The sequence below is a fragment of the Paraburkholderia sp. RCC_158 genome (assembly GCF_041355255.1).
GTDB classification, from domain to species: domain Bacteria; phylum Pseudomonadota; class Gammaproteobacteria; order Burkholderiales; family Burkholderiaceae; genus Paraburkholderia; species Paraburkholderia graminis.
This window is the reverse complement of the sequence record NZ_JBFUPM010000012.1, coordinates 165,612-179,528: the sequence shown is the minus strand read 5'-3', so window position 1 is coordinate 179,528 and position 13,917 is coordinate 165,612. Positions and strand designations below refer to the sequence as shown.

The following is a 13,917-nucleotide window of genomic DNA, read 5'->3' as shown; positions in this document are numbered from 1 at the left end:
CTTTACGTATGTCGGCGTGCTTAGAAATAACCTTGCTTCTTGCGCTGTTCCATCGCGGCTTCGGAGACCTGATCGTCCATCCGGGTCGCGCCGCGCTCCGTGATTTCGGTCACGGCCGTTTCGGCGATGATCTTTTCCAGATCGTCCGCATCGCTTTCAACGGGGCAGGTGCAGCTAATGTCGCCGACCGTGCGGAAACGCACCACCGCCGTTTCGCTGACTTCGCCTTCGCGCATCGGCGTGAGCGGCGTGACCGGCACGAGCAGGCCGTTGCGGCGCACGATCTCGCGTTGGTGCGCGTAGTAGATCGACGGCAATTCGAGCTTCTCGCGCGCAATGTATTGCCACACGTCGAGTTCGGTCCAGTTCGAAATCGGGAACACGCGCAGATGTTCGCCGTTATGCAGACGCGCGTTGTACAGGCTCCACAGTTCGGGGCGCTGCGCCTTCGGGTCCCATTGGCCGAACTCGTCGCGGAACGAGAAGATGCGCTCTTTCGCGCGGGCCTTTTCTTCGTCGCGACGCGCGCCGCCGATCAGCGCGGTATAGCCATGCTGTTCGATGGTTTCAAGCAACGTCACCGCTTGCGCCGCATTGCGCGAATCCGTTTCGCGACGCAGACGCACCGTGCCGCGCTTGATCGAATCTTCAACGTGGCCAACCACCAGTTCCGCGCCGATCTCTTTCGCGCGACGGTCGCGGAAGTCGATCACTTCGTCGTAGTTGTGGCCCGTGTCGATATGCACGAGCGGAAACGGCAGCACGGTCTTGCGATTCGCGCCGATGCCGAACGCCTTCAGTGCGAGCGCGAGCACGACGACCGAATCCTTGCCGCCCGAAAACAGCAGCGCCGGCTTGCTGCATTCGGCAACCAGTTCGCGCAGGATATGAATCGACTCGGCTTCGAGCCAATCGAGGTGATCCATCCGGTTCGCCGTGTTGGCAAGCGGAGCGTTGACAGTGGAATCGAGCGTGGTGCTCATGTTTGGGTCCTTCGTTGATTCGCTTGTCGAGCGGTTGCTCGCGAAGCGCACAGATTCAATTCGGTATGTGCGGCGTGAAGAAGCAAAGACAAGTCTTCAACTCCACGCCGCATCAATAAGCGATGCTTCAGGCCGGGGCGTTCTCGCTGCGATCCACCGCAATCGGCGTGATCGTCGTGATGTGCAGTCCGCATTCCTTCGTGTCGCGCGACTCCCACCACCAGCGGCCCGCGCGGCTGTCTTCGCCGGGACGCACGGCGCGCGTGCACGGCTCACAGCCAATGCTCGGATAACCGCGCGCATGCAGCGGATTCACCGGCACGTCGAACGCTTTCAGGTAATCCCATACTTCGGCTTCGGTCCAGTCCGTGAGCGGATTGAACTTCGCGATGTTGCGCGCGGCGTCGTGCTCTTCCTCGTGCAGTTCGGCACGCGTGACCGACTGTTCGCGGCGCTGGCCCGTCACCCATGCGCTGACATCCGACAGCGCGCGATTGAGCGGCTCGACCTTGCGGATCTCGCAGCAGCGCTTGCGCAGATCGACGCTTTCATAGAACGCGTTCAGACCATGTGACGTGACGTATTCTTCGACGGCGGCAGCTTGCGGATGAAACTGCTCGATGTCGTAGCCATAACGCTCTTTCACGCGATCGATCATGCCGAGCGTCTCGGCGTGCAAGCGGCCAGTATTCAGCGAGAAGATGCCGATCTTCACGCCGCGCGACAGGATCGCGTGCGTGAGCAGCATGTCTTCGGCGGCGAGGCTGCTCGCGAACTTCACGTTCGCGTGACGCGCGGCGATCGAATCGAGCAGCGCATTCAGGCGCTCGACTTTCGCAGCGAGTTCGGGCGCGAGCGACTGCGATAAAGCGGCGCTCATGCCGGGACCTTTTGCGAAGCAGCCGACGACGAAGCCGAAGCAGCGCGGCGGCGGAACAGCGGCGCCGGTTCATCGAACGCGCCCTGATACTGCACGGTGAAATCGTCGAATGCCTTGATGGCGTCGCCGATGTCTTTATCCGCGCGCACGGCGAATGCGTCGAAGCCGCAACGCAACATCAAACGCACCTGGTCGCGCAGCACGTCGCCGATGGCGCGCAATTCGCCCTTGTAGCCATAGCGCTCGCGCAGCAGGCGGCCGATGCTGTAGCCGCGGCCGTCACGAAACACCGGGAAGTCCACGGCAATCACCGCGAGCTTGTCGAAATCGCCGGCGATGTCCGCCGGTTCGCTGTCCGGCGCAAGCCACACGCCGAGTTCAGCGGCGCCGCGCGAGGCGCTCAATGCGTCGCGCTCCGCTTGCCAGAATGCCAGCGGCACGATGATCTTACCGGCCGGCAGTTCGTTCACCGCGGGCAGCGAGCCGTCTTCGGCGGGACGCACGAGCGTCCAGTCATCGTTGACGATCGCGCGATTCTTGATGATAGAAGCCATCTGTTCTGTATCCTTTGCGCGCTTACGCGTGAGCCGGTTGACGCGATGCGTACACGCGTTCCTTGAACGGAGCGATGCCGATGCGGCTGTACGTGTCGATGAAACGCTCGCCTTCCTCGCGATGCTCGACGAACGTGTCGATCACCTTCGAGATCACGTCCGGCATTTCTTCCGCCGAGAACGACGGGCCGATCACGCGGCCGAGATGCGCGCCGGTTGCGCCCGTGCCCTGCTCGCCGCCGAGCGTCACCTGATACCACTCCGAGCCGTCCTTATCGACCCCCAGAATGCCGATGTTGCCGACGTGGTGATGACCGCAAGCGTTGATGCAACCCGAGATATTCAGCGACACGTCGCCCAGGTCGTACACGAAGTCCAGATCGTTGAAACGCTCCTGAATCGCGAGTGCAATCGGGATCGACTTGGCATTCGCGAGCGAGCAGAAATCGCCGCCCGGGCACGCGATGATGTCGGTCAGCAAGCCGATGTTCGGCGTCGCAAAACCTTGCGCCTTGGCCTTTTCCCACAGCGCGAACAGGTCGCGCTTCTTGACGTTCGCGAGAATCAGATTCTGTTCGTGCGACACGCGAACTTCGCCCAGCGAATACTCGTCGGCCCAATCCGCGACGGCTTCCATTTGCGCGTCGGTTGCGTCGCCCGGCGCGACGATGCCGTTTTTCAGCGACAGCGTCACGGCCGCGTAACCCGCGACCTTATGCGGACGCACATTGCGCTCGACCCAACGCGCGAAGCCACGGTTTTCGAGCAGATGCTTTTCGAACGAAGCGTCGGTGTCGGCGAGCTTCTCGTACACCGGCGGCTGGAAGTATTGCGACACGCGATCGAGTTCGGCTTGCGTCAGCGTCGAAGGACCGTCCTTCAGATGCTGCCATTCCTCTTCGACCTGCGCGGCGAACTTCTCCGGCGACAGCGCCTTCACCAGAATCTTGATACGCGCCTTGTACATGTTGTCGCGGCGGCCGTAGCGGTTGTACACACGCAGCACGGCTTCGCTGTACGTCAGCAGATGTTGCCAGGGCAGATCGCGACGAATGACCGCGCCGACGATCGGCGTGCGGCCCAGACCGCCGCCCGCCAGAATGTCGACCACCAGTTCGCCTTGCGCGTTGCGCTTCACGTACACGCCCATGTCGTGAATCTGCACGGCGGCGCGATCTTCCTGCGAACCCGAAACGGCGATCTTGAACTTGCGCGGCAGCCACAGGAACTCGGGGTGGAACGTCGACCATTGACGCAGAATTTCCGCCCACGGCCGCGGGTCGACAAATTCGTCGGGCGCCACGCCCGCGAACTGATCGGCGGTAATGTTGCGGATGCAATTGCCCGACGTCTGGATCGCGTGCATCTGCACCGACGCGAGCTTGCGCAGAATCTCCGGCGTTTCCTCGAGCTTGATCCAGTTGTACTGGATGTTCGAGCGCGTCGAGAAATGGCCGTAGCCGCGGTCGTGCTCGCGCGCGATCACGGCCAGCATGCGAAGCTGGTCGCTGCGCAGATTGCCGTAGGGAATCGCGATGCGGTGCATGTACGCGTGGCGCTGGTAGTACAGGCCGTTCTGCAGACGCAGCGGACGGAACTCCTCTTCGCTCAATTCGCCCGACAAGCGGCGGCGAACCTGATCGGCGTACTGCGCGACCCGTTCATCGACGATGGTCTGGTCGTACTGATCGTATTGGTACATTCGGGGACCCCAATTTTTTTGGCTTGCACACACGACGGTCCGGCGACCGGCGCTCCGGCTCCGCCGCGCTTCTGAACATCCGTGTTTGTCAGCTCGATGGAGTCAGGGTTTAGACCTATCTCTCATTTGCTTATAACAAATACAGATATCCATATTGAAAAAGATGGACAGATCGTAATAAACTCGCCTTATATTTCAAACGACTAAAAAATTCTTTTGATATGCGGAGAGGTTATATATGAACCTGCATCAGTTCCGCTTCGTCCGCGAGGCTGTGCGGCAGAACTTCAATCTGACCGAAGCGGCCAAGGCGCTGTTTACCAGCCAGCCGGGGGTTTCCAAGGCGATCATCGAGCTCGAGGACGAGCTGGGCGTGGAAATCTTCACGCGCCACGGCAAGCGCGTGCGTTCGCTGACCGAACCGGGGCGCATCATCCTGCAATCGGTCGAGCGTATTTTGCAGGAAGTCGAGAGCCTGAAACGCGTCGGCAAGGACTACGCGGCGCAGGATCAGGGCAACCTGGTGATCGCGGCCACGCACACGCAGGCGCGCTATTCGCTGCCCGCCGCCATCGCGGAGTTCAAGAAACGCTTCCCGAAGGTTCACCTTTCGATTCTGCAAGGCAGCCCGACGCAAGTGGCCGAGATGGTGCTGCACGACCAGGCGGACCTCTGCATCGCCACCGAGGCGATCTCCAACTATAAAGAACTCGTCTCGCTGCCGTGCTTCCAGTGGCATCACGTCGCGGTGATGCAGCCGGATCACCCGCTGCTCGACCGCAAGCTGTTGTCGCTGGACGATCTGACGCAGTATCCGCTGATCACCTACGACAACGCGTTCGCCGGCCGCACCAAGATCAACGAGGCGTTCCGGCTGCGCGCGCTGCATCCGGACATCGTGCTCGAGGCGATCGACGCCGACGTGATCAAAACCTATGTCGAACTCGGCCTCGGCGTCGGCATCATGGCGGATATCGCGTTCAACGCCGAGCGCGACCGTCATCTGCGCGCGATGCCGGTCGGCCACCTATTCGGCAGCAACGTGACGCGGGTCGCGCTCAAGCACGGCGCGTATCTGCGCAGCTATGTGTATACGCTGGTCGAGCTTCTGTCGCCGGGCCTGAACCGCAGGCTGATCGAACAGGCGCTCAAGGGCGAACACGAAACCTACGAACTTTGATTTGACCAACGCGCTTTGCTTTGTCCGCTACGGAGACCCATCGATGACGTCGCATAAAAACAGACTTCGCGGCCTCGCCGCTCTCGGCGCGCTCTTGCTCGCCACCGCCGCGCATGCCGACATCAAGGTCGGCATCGACCTGTCGAGCACCGGCCCGGCCGCCGTGATCGGCATCACCAGCAAGAACGCGATGCTGATGTGGCCGGCCACGATCGCCGGCCAGAAAGCCGACTATATTTTTCTCGACGACGCGTCGGACCCAGGCGCCGCCGTGCGCAATATCCGCAAGCTGATCAACGAAGACCACGTCGACGTGATCGTCGGCCCGAACATCACGCCGGCCGCGATGGCCGCGCTCGATCCGGTCGCCGAAAGCCAGACGCCGATGATCACGCTGATCGGCTCGGCAAGCGTGGTCGAGCCGCAGGAAGGCAAGAAGGTGTGGGCCTACAAGATGGCGCAGACCGACAGCGCGATGGCCGACGTGATGACGCGCTACATGTCGAACCATAACGTGAAGACGGTGGGCTTCATCGGTTTCGCGGACGGCTACGGCGAAAGCTGGCTCAACGAGTTCAGCAAGTTCGCGGCGCTGCGCCACATTCAACTGGTCGCGACCGAGCGCTATAACCGCACCGACGCGAGCGTCACCGGCCAGATTCTCAAGCTGATGGCCGCGAAGCCCGACGCGATTCTGATCGCCGGCGCGGGCACGCCGACGGTGCTGCCGCAGCGCACGCTGATCGAGCGCGGGTATAAAGGGCCGATCTATCAGACGCACGGCATCGCGACGCCGGAGTTCATCAAGCTGGGCGGCAAGGACGTCGAAGGCACGCTGTTTCCGACGCAGCCGGTCGTCGTCGCGCGCACGTTGCCGGCGGATCATCCCGCGAAAAAAGCGGCGCTCGCGTTCGCGAACGACTATGAAGCGAAGTACGGCGCAGGCAGCGTCACGCAATTCGCGGGCGATGCAGCGGGCGTCTATCCGCGCCTACAGGATGCGGTCACGCGCGCGCTGAAGACGGCGCAACCGGGAACGCAGGCTTTCCGCGTGGCGCTGCGCAACGAACTCGAGCACGCCCATGAACTGGTGGTGCCAAACGGCGTCGTGAGCACGAGCGCGAAGGATCACGTCGGACTGGATCAGCGCGCGAGCGTGATGGGCATCATTAAGAACGGCAAGTTCGTGTACCTGAGCCAGTAAGCGTCTAACAAGCGACGGTTACGCGTGGAGCGGCGCTTCACGCGTAACTTAACCGCCGCCACGAAATTGTTAAAGTAGTAGTATTCAACCGACCGGCATTACCACACCATGCGCACCACGCGAGCCATCCACGCCGTCGAGCGCCTGAAAACGCGCAGCGGCAATCCGCAGTTCGCCGCGATCAGCCTCTCCGGCGGCCTCTTTTATCTCGTCGACAAATCAGGCGGCTCCGACAAGAAAGTCTCCGACCCGCTCACGCTCGACGACTTCGTCAAGTTCGTCGATGCATACGGTCCGCCCAAGCCTCGCAAGGCAAGCAAGCTCGATATCGCGTTCGAAGCCCAGATCAAGAAGAGCAAAGGCGGCTAGAACCTTCAGGGCGCAATCTCGCGCCACTGACCATCGGCCGCGCTGCTCGCCAGCACGGCGTCGATAAAACGCAGACCCGCCACGCCGTCATCCACCGTTGTCAGCAAGAGACTTTCCGGCGGCAGCGCGCGGCCCTCGTTCAGCGCCTCGATCTGCAACGCCGCGTCCTTGTACAACTGCGCGAACGCTTCCAGATAACCTTCGGGATGACCGGCCGGCACCCGCGTCGCATGGGCCGCGCTCGCGCCGCTCACGCGGGCGCGCGTCAAACGCTGCGCTGCTGCGCCGAGCGGCGTGAACCACAATTCGTTGGGCTGCTCCTGATCGAATGCGAGGCTCGCTTTCGTTCCGTAGACACGCAGACGCAATGCGTTCTCCGCGCCGCTCGCGACCTGGCTCGCCCACAGCATGCCGCGCGCGCCGTTCGCGTAGCGCAGCATGGCCTGCACATGATCGTCGATGCGGCGTCCCGGCACGAACGTATGCAACTCCGCGGAAAGCGCGACGGGCGTCATGCCCGTGACGAACGCGGCAAGCTGATAAGCATGCGTGCCGATATCGCCGAGACAACCTGCCGGCCCCGCCAACGCCGGGTCCGTGCGCCAGCCGGCCTGCTTGTTCAGGCCGCCGTTTTCAATCGGTTCGGCCAGCCAGTCTTGCGCGTATTCGACCTGCACGACGCGAATCTGGCCGAGTTCGCCCGCTTCGATCATCTCGCGTGCGTGACGCACCAATGGATAGCCGGAGTAGGTGTGCGTCAGCGCAAAGAGCCGGTTCTTCTCGCGCGTGAGTTTCGCCAGCGCTTCGCCTTCGGCGAGCGAAATGGCGAGCGGTTTGTCGCACACCACATGGATGCCGGCTTCGAGAAACGCGGTCGCGACCGGCGCATGCAGATGATTCGGCGTGACGATAGCGACCGCGTCGATGCCGTCATCGCGTGCCGCTTCCACGCGCGCCATCTCGCGCCAGTCGTCGTAGCTGCGCGCGACGCCCGCTTCCGCCGCGCTCTGACGCGCGCGCTCCGGATCGGACGACAACGCGCCCGCCACCAGTTCGAAGCGATCGTCGAGCCGCGCCGCGATCCGATGCACTGCGCCGATGAACGCGCCCTGCCCGCCGCCGACCATCCCGAGCCTGAGTCTTCTGAGTCTCTTGTATGGCATCGCGCTTCTTCCTTTCGCCTGTCGTTGCTGTCGTTGCTGTCGTTGCTGTCGTTGCACTGCGCTTGACTACGCTTACCTACGCTCAAATGCCGAGCACGCGTTTTAATTGCGCCGCGTCGACGCCGCTGCCCGCGAAGTCGTCGAATGCATGTTCGGCCACGCGGATAATGTGCTCGCGAATGAACTGCGCGCCTTCGCGCGCGCCGTCGTGAGGATGCTTGAGCGCGCATTCCCATTCGAGCACTGCCCAGCCGGGGAAATCGTATTGCGCCATCTTCGAGAAGATCGCGCGAAAGTCGATCTGCCCGTCGCCGAGCGAACGAAAACGCCCCGCGCGCTCGACCCAGCCGCTATAGCCGCCATACACGCCCTGCTTGCCGTTCGGCCGGAATTCCGCGTCCTTCACATGAAACGCCTTGATGCGCTCGTGATAGATGTCGATGAACGCGAGATAGTCGAGCTGCTGCAAAACGAAATGGCTCGGGTCGTAGAGAATGTTCGCGCGCGGATGCTGCCTCACTGCATCGAGAAAACGCTCGAAGGTCACGCCGTCGTGCAGGTCTTCGCCCGGATGCAGTTCGTAGCAGACGTTCACGCCGGCGGCGTCGAATGCGTCGAGAATCGGCGTCCAGCGGCGCGCGAGTTCGTCGAATGCGGCTTCGACCAGACCGGCTGGACGCTGCGGCCACGGGTACAGATACGGCCACGCGAGCGCGCCCGAAAACGACACATGCGTATCGAGGCCGAGACGCTGCGACGCCTTCGCCGCGAGCTTCAATTGCTCAATGGCCCATTCGGTGCGCGCTGACGGATTGCCGCGCACGTGAGCCGCCGCAAAGCCGTCGAATAACGTGTCGTACGCGGGATGCACGGCCACGAGTTGCCCTTGCAGATGCGTCGACAACTCGGTGATCGTCACGCCCGGGTTGTCCACGGTCTCGCGCAGCTCGTCGCAATACGACTGACTCGACGCGGCCTGTTCGAGATCGATCAGGCGCGCATCGCACGGCACCTGAATGCCCTTGAAGCCGAGGCTCGCGGCCCAACTGGCCAGGTGCGCGAGATTGTCGAACGGCGCCTCGTCGCCCATGAATTGAGCGAGAAAAATCGCCGGACCTTTGATGGTTTTCATCGTTGGGTTCCTTTAACCTGGGTTCCGTTGATCTTGGGTTGATCTACCCATTAACGAGGGCCGCGCTTCACGATCAGAACGGCGAATCGGGGAAGTAGAACTGCTGCGCGTTTTCCTTCGTGATGAGCACCGAAGGAATGATCGTCGTGGCCGGCAGCTTCTCGCCTTTGAGACGCGCCTCGGCGGTGAGCTTGATCGCGTCGTAGATGAATTTCGGCGAGTACGACACGTCGGCCTTGATGAGCGGCGCGCCGTCCATCACGTTCTTCACCATGCCCTTCGAGCCCGCGCCGCCGAATACGATCTTGACGTCGCTGCGCTTCGCCTGGTCGATGGCCTTCAGCACGCCGACCGCCATGTCGTCGTCGGCGGCCCAGACGGCGTCGATGTGCTTGAAGCGCGTGAGGTAATCCTGCATCACCTTGAACGCGTCGTCGCGATTCCAGTTCGCGTATTTCGCGTCGAGAATCTTGATGTTCGGATAGCCCTTCAATACGCCGGTGAAAGCGGTCCAGCGTTCGTTGTCGAGCGTGGTCGGAATGCCGCGCAGCGCGACGATGTCGCCCTTGCCGTCCAGCGCTTTCGCCAGAAATTCAGCGGGGATTCTGCCGAACGCGGTGTTGTCGCCGGCCACGTATGCATCCTGCGCGCTGGTGTCGGTCAGGCCGCGGTCCACCACCGTCACATACACGCCCTTCTTCTTCACCTGCGCGACCGGTTGCGTGAGCGACGCCGATTCGAACGGGAAAATCACGAGCGCATTGATCTTGTTGACGGTCACGAGATCCTGCAACTGGTTGGCCTGCTCGGGCGAGCCGGCCGCGGTCTTGACGATCACTTTCAGATTCGGATGTTCTTTCTCAAGATCGGCCTTCGCCTTGTTGGCCCACCAGACGATGCCGCCCGTGAAGCCGTGATCGGCGGTTGGAATCGCGACGCCCAGCGTGACCTTGTCGTCGGCGCGCGCGATGCCCGCCGTGCTCACTATGCCCAACGCCAGCATGCCGGCGCCGATCGCTCGAATGACCTGCTTCATGGTGTGTCTCCTATCTGATGTTGTGAGGCGATCGTGCGCCCCTTCCGTTGTTTCACCGTCAATCACCGTGAATCGCTACCGCCTTCCGCGTTGAACGAACGCGACGAAGATAATCACCACGCCCTGCACCGCCGCGTTCAGATACACGCTGATGATGCTGGTGAGATTCAGAATGTTGGCGATCACCGACAGCAGGATTGCGCCGACCACGGTGCCGACCACGCGTCCTTCGCCGCCCTTGAGCGCCGTTCCGCCGACGACCACCGACGCAATCGCCTCCAGTTCCCACAGCAAGCCGGTGGTCGGCGTCGCCGAGCCGAGGCGCGGCACGTACAGCACCGTGGCCACGCCGACGCAGATGCCGAGCAGCACATACGTGACGATCTTCACCGTGTCGACGCGTATCGCCGCATAACGGGCGACCTGTTCGTTCGAGCCGATCGCCTGGACGTGCCGGCCGAATGCGGTGCGGTTGAGAATCAGCGCGCCGCCTGCGGCCGTCACGAGAAACACCCAGATCGGCACCGGCACGCCGAAGAGGCTCGCGTAATACACCGGCCCATAAAGATCGGATAACGAATTATCGAGCGTCAGCGCGCCGCCGTCGGCGAGCCAGGTCAGCACCGCGCGAAAGATGCCGAGCGTGCCCAGCGTGACGATGAACGGCTCGATGCGTCCTTTAGTGATCAGCAAGCCGTGCGCGCAGCCGAACAGTCCGCCGAGTACGAGCGCGAATGCGATGCCCAACGTGACGATGACGAGCGGCGGGAACGTATGGCCGCCGACGCCCGCCGCGAGCCCGTTCATCAGCCAGATCATGCTGCCCGCGATCAGCGCGGCCATTGAGCCGACCGACAGGTCAATGCCGCCCGAGATGATCACGAACGTCATGCCGACCGCGATGATGCCGATGAACGACGTGCGCGTGAGCACGTTCATCATGTTGTCGAGCGTGGCGAAGTCGCGGTTCAGCAGCGTGCCGGCGATGCACAGCGCGATCAGGCCGGCGAACGGCCCAAGCGCATACAGACGATGCGCGAAGCGCAACGCGCGGCCGGATTGCACGGCTTCAGTGGGTGCCGGTCGCATGAGCGATCAACTCCTCTTCGGTCAGATGGTCGAGCGTGAGCGTGGCTTGCAGACGTCCCGCGCGCATCACGGCGACGCGATGGCACAAGCCGATCAGCTCGATCAGTTCGGATGAAATGACGATCACCGCGCGGCCTTGCGCGGCGAGACGATGAATCAGGAAATAGATGTCGCGTTTCGCGCCGACGTCGACGCCGCGCGTCGGTTCGTCGAGCACGATCACGTCGGGTTCCGGCTGCAGAAACTTGGCGAGCGCAAGCTTCTGCTGATTGCCGCCCGAGAGCATGCGCGCGCGGCTCGACAGGTCGCCCGTGCGTATGCCGAATTCGCTCACCGCATGCTTCAACGCGTCGCGGCCCGCCTTCATGTCGAGCAGCGGATGCGCGTAGCGTTCGAGCGTCATCAGCGTGACGTTGTCCTGCAGGCTCAGGTTCACATGCAGGCCCTTGCCCTTGCGGTCCTCGCTGAGATACGTGAGGCCGTGACGCATTGCGTCGCGCGGGCTTTTCAGATCGACGGCATGCCCGGCGATTTCGATGCGCCCCGCGGTGCGCTTGCGCAAACCGATGATCGCTTCGAAGGCTTCGGTGCGGCCCGCGCCGACGAGTCCGGCGAAGCCGAGCACTTCGCCGGCGCGCACGTCGAAGCTCAGATCGTCGACCCACTCCGGCACCACGAGCCCTTCCACTTTGAGCGCGACCGGCGCGCTCGCGGACACGGTGATCTTGTCGGGGAACATGTCGGACACGTCGCGGCCGACCATCAGGTTCGCCATCTGCTGCCGCGCAAGCGCCGCCGTTTCGTTGCGCGCGACGAAGCGGCCGTCGCGCATCACGATCACTTCGTCGGTGATGCGCTCGACTTCATCGAGCTTGTGCGAGATGTAGACGATGGTCGCGCCGTCGGCCTTCAGCTTCGCCATCAGCGTGAAAAGCCGCTCGGTTTCAGACGGCGTGAGCGTAGCGGTCGGCTCGTCCATGATGAGCAGACGCGCGCGGCGCGACAGCGCCTTCGCGATCTCCACCATCTGCTTTTCCGCGACGATCAGTTCGCGCACCTTCGTATCCGGCGCCTTGTCGAGCCCGACCTGCGCGAGATAGCGCGCGGCTTCGGCGCGCATCGCGGCGTCGTCGACGAACCAGCCGCGCCGCTTCTCGTGGCCGAGATACATGTTCTGCGCAATCGTCAGATGCTCGGCGAGGTTGAACTCCTGGTGAATCAGCACGATGCCTTGCGCTTCGGCGTCGCGCGAACCGGCGAAGTGTTGCGCATGGCCGTCGACCAGCAACGTGCCCGACGTCGCGGTTTCGTACCCGGCGAGAATCTTCATCAGCGTCGACTTGCCCGCGCCGTTCTCGCCGAGCAAACCGTAGATGCGCCCAGGCGCGAGATCGAAGCTCACGCCGTGCAGCACGCGCACGGGGCCGAAGTCTTTGCGGATGTCGTCGAAGCGGATCGCGAGACTCATGGCTCAGGTGCTCCCGCGAATCACGAGCCGATGCGGCAGCAGCACGCCCGGCACATTCGCCAACGGATTCGCGAGCCGCTGCAACAGGAGGCGCGCGGCGGTCTCGCCGAGTTCGCGCATCGGCTGGGCGATGGTGGTGAGCGGCGGATCGACTTGCGCGGCGATGGAGATGTCGTCGAAGCCGACCACGGCGACATCCTGCGGCACGCGTTTGCCGATGCTGCGCAAGCCGTGCAGGACGCCGGTCGCGAGCGTGTCGGAGACGGCAAAGATCGCGCTCGGCGGCTCCGTTTGTCCTTGTCCCCGCCCTTGCCTCGGCAGCATTAGCGAAACCGCCGCCGACGCGCCCGCCTCGTAGTCGAGACTGTTCAGATTCATGCGCCAGCCGTCGAGCGGCTCGATCCCCGCCTCGGTCAGCGCATCGAGATAACCTTGCTGACGCTGCCGCGCGTACAGGTAGTCGACGTCCGAATTGATGAGGCCGATGCGCCGGTGGCCGCGCGCGAGCAGATGCCGCACGGCGTCGCCCGCGGCCCGATAGTTGTCGATGCCCACATACGGCACGCCCATCGCCGGATCGAACTCGCAGCACGCGACCCACGGCAGCGCGCTCGACGCTTCGCCGAGCGCCTGCTGGATCGTCGCGGGATCGAGGCAGATCGCGCCGTCCGCGCGGCGGCGGCGCAGCAGATCGAAGTAGCTGCGCTCGCGGCCGGGGTCGGCGCCGGTATCGCACAGAAGCATGAAGTAGCCGTGCTGGCGCGCGATGCTGTCGATGCCGCGCACGATCTCCGCGTAAAACGGATTGCCGAAGTCGGGGACCATCGTCAGCAGCAGGCGGCTTTCCGCGGTTCGCAGATTGCGCGCGAGTTCGTTGACGCGGTAGCCGCTTGCGTCGATGGCGGCCAGCACCTTGTCGCGGGTCGCGGGCCGCACGTTCTCGTGCGCGTTCAGCACGCGCGATACGGTGGCGACGGAAACGCCCGCCTGCCGCGCGACGCCGGCGATCGACAAACCTTCGGGCGCGGGCGTGACTGCGGCTGCGCGTGTGGCAGCGCTTTCCACAGGCTTCGCTTTCGACGTCGGTCTCGGCACGGACGCGGCTCCAGAATGTAATCGATTACATTTTTGAGCGATGACAGCCCGAAGTGCAAGGC

Annotated in this window: 13 protein-coding genes; 3 read left to right on the top strand and 10 right to left on the bottom strand. The window is 63.3% G+C overall.

All coding sequences use genetic code 11. The features are described 5' to 3' along the window. Positions 1–20 precede the first annotated feature (20 nt). From cysD to AB6809_RS22855, 4 genes are all read right to left on the bottom strand, one after another. The gene (gene cysD / locus AB6809_RS22870; protein WP_006048560.1) at positions 21–983 is read right to left on the bottom strand and encodes a sulfate adenylyltransferase subunit CysD; all 963 of its coding nucleotides are present in this window, start codon (positions 981–983) and stop codon (positions 21–23) included. A 127-nt stretch (positions 984–1,110) separates the two neighbouring features. Next, on the bottom strand, positions 1,111–1,863 hold the full coding sequence (locus AB6809_RS22865) for a phosphoadenylyl-sulfate reductase (protein WP_029971109.1): 753 nt from the start codon (positions 1,861–1,863) through the stop codon (positions 1,111–1,113). Further along, positions 1,860–2,417 (bottom strand): DUF934 domain-containing protein, encoded by a 558-nt coding sequence (locus AB6809_RS22860; RefSeq protein ID WP_029971108.1) that lies wholly within the window; start codon positions 2,415–2,417, stop codon positions 1,860–1,862. The genes AB6809_RS22865 and AB6809_RS22860 overlap by 4 nt, the downstream gene beginning before the upstream one ends. 22 nt (positions 2,418–2,439) lie before the next feature. Further along, positions 2,440–4,119 carry a nitrite/sulfite reductase gene (locus tag AB6809_RS22855; RefSeq protein WP_029971107.1) on the bottom strand — a complete coding sequence of 560 codons (1,680 nt, stop codon included), beginning with the start codon at positions 4,117–4,119 and terminating at the stop codon, positions 2,440–2,442. A 238-nt stretch (positions 4,120–4,357) separates the two neighbouring features. Here AB6809_RS22855 and AB6809_RS22850 point away from each other — a divergent pair, with 238 nt between their 5' ends. From AB6809_RS22850 to AB6809_RS22840, 3 genes are all read left to right on the top strand, one after another. Continuing rightward, the gene (locus tag AB6809_RS22850) at positions 4,358–5,299 is read left to right on the top strand and encodes a CysB family HTH-type transcriptional regulator (RefSeq protein ID WP_029971106.1); all 942 of its coding nucleotides are present in this window, start codon (positions 4,358–4,360) and stop codon (positions 5,297–5,299) included. A 43-nt stretch (positions 5,300–5,342) separates the two neighbouring features. Continuing rightward, positions 5,343–6,503 (top strand): ABC transporter substrate-binding protein, encoded by a 1,161-nt coding sequence (locus AB6809_RS22845; RefSeq protein WP_006048565.1) that lies wholly within the window; start codon positions 5,343–5,345, stop codon positions 6,501–6,503. 108 nt (positions 6,504–6,611) lie between these two features. Next, a complete protein-coding gene (locus tag AB6809_RS22840; protein WP_006048566.1) occupies positions 6,612–6,872 on the top strand; it encodes a hypothetical protein in 261 nt (86 codons plus the stop codon). A gap of 5 nt (positions 6,873–6,877) precedes the next feature. Here the strand turns inward: AB6809_RS22840 and AB6809_RS22835 are convergent, their stop codons facing one another. The 6 genes from AB6809_RS22835 to AB6809_RS22810 form a co-directional block, all read right to left on the bottom strand. Beyond that, a complete protein-coding gene (locus AB6809_RS22835; protein WP_029971105.1) occupies positions 6,878–8,035 on the bottom strand; it encodes a Gfo/Idh/MocA family protein in 1,158 nt (385 codons plus the stop codon). A gap of 82 nt (positions 8,036–8,117) precedes the next feature. Continuing rightward, positions 8,118–9,167, bottom strand: a complete 1,050-nt coding sequence (locus AB6809_RS22830; protein WP_371027273.1) for a sugar phosphate isomerase/epimerase family protein — start codon at positions 9,165–9,167, stop codon at positions 8,118–8,120. Between the two features lie 73 nt (positions 9,168–9,240). After that, entirely contained in the window at positions 9,241–10,203 is a 963-nt protein-coding gene (locus AB6809_RS22825) for a substrate-binding domain-containing protein (protein ID WP_006048569.1), read from the bottom strand. 75 nt (positions 10,204–10,278) lie between these two features. Then, positions 10,279–11,292 (bottom strand): ABC transporter permease, encoded by a 1,014-nt coding sequence (locus AB6809_RS22820; RefSeq protein WP_006048570.1) that lies wholly within the window; start codon positions 11,290–11,292, stop codon positions 10,279–10,281. Next, a complete protein-coding gene (locus AB6809_RS22815; protein ID WP_053857658.1) occupies positions 11,273–12,760 on the bottom strand; it encodes a sugar ABC transporter ATP-binding protein in 1,488 nt (495 codons plus the stop codon). The genes AB6809_RS22820 and AB6809_RS22815 overlap by 20 nt, the downstream gene beginning before the upstream one ends. 3 nt (positions 12,761–12,763) lie before the next feature. Continuing rightward, complete coding sequence (locus AB6809_RS22810; protein ID WP_044020760.1) at positions 12,764–13,825, bottom strand: LacI family DNA-binding transcriptional regulator; 1,062 nt, start codon at positions 13,823–13,825, stop codon at positions 12,764–12,766. Positions 13,826–13,917: the final 92 nt, after the last annotated feature.